This is a genomic window from Colwellia psychrerythraea (assembly GCF_000764225.1).
Taxonomy (GTDB): Bacteria; Pseudomonadota; Gammaproteobacteria; order Enterobacterales; family Alteromonadaceae; genus Colwellia; species Colwellia psychrerythraea_D.
This window is the reverse complement of the sequence record NZ_JQED01000002.1, coordinates 1-536: the sequence shown is the minus strand read 5'-3', so window position 1 is coordinate 536 and position 536 is coordinate 1. Positions and strand designations below refer to the sequence as shown.

The window sequence follows — 536 nt, the reverse complement described above, 5'->3', positions numbered from 1 at the left end:
GACAACAAAACTTAGTTGAACAGCATTGACTTTAAAGTCGTTTGAATACTTCCAAGTTCGTCTTGGATTGTTGTACTTGGGCATAAGACACCTCATCTTTAGTTAGATTTTGGTGTCCGTTTTACCGGGGGAGGATCATTTTCCGTTTGAGCGACTTGTTATACGTAATTATTTAATTTGATATGTTTTAAAGTATTTAAAAACATCCACGGTTCCTGTTACAGCATAAAACATGAAATATGCTCCCACTAAAGTACCGCCTGTTATACCCACTTCACTTGTTTCAGGAGAGAAGGATAACCCTAAAAATACCATTGTGCTTGCTAGCAACATTGCTAACCCAATAACAAAACTTAATGCTCTAAATATATTAGTTCGATTCATCATCCATCCTTGATTACGGTTTACGTATAGACATAATGACTCCCCACGAGGTGCTAGCCTCCAAATTCGTGGGTTAGCAAAGCCAGAGCCATAATATATGTGTTAAACAATATAAATTGGAGGCTAGCATGTACAAACATAACATACTTTTC

The 536-nt window shown here is 36.8% G+C and carries 1 protein-coding gene; it reads right to left on the bottom strand.

Annotation, left to right across the window (positions count from 1 at the left end; all coding sequences use genetic code 11):
• Window positions 1-168 precede the first annotated feature (168 nt).
• Window positions 169-384 carry a hypothetical protein gene (locus tag ND2E_RS21095; RefSeq protein WP_033091831.1) on the bottom strand — a complete coding sequence of 72 codons (216 nt, stop codon included), beginning with the start codon at window positions 382-384 and terminating at the stop codon, window positions 169-171.
• Window positions 385-536 lie beyond the last annotated feature (152 nt).

Bases quoted from the DNA above. Each gene is read 5' to 3' on its own strand.
- ND2E_RS21095 (WP_033091831.1), bottom strand. From the start codon at position 384: ATGAATCGAACTAATATATTTAGAGCATTAAGTTTTGTTATTGGGTTA.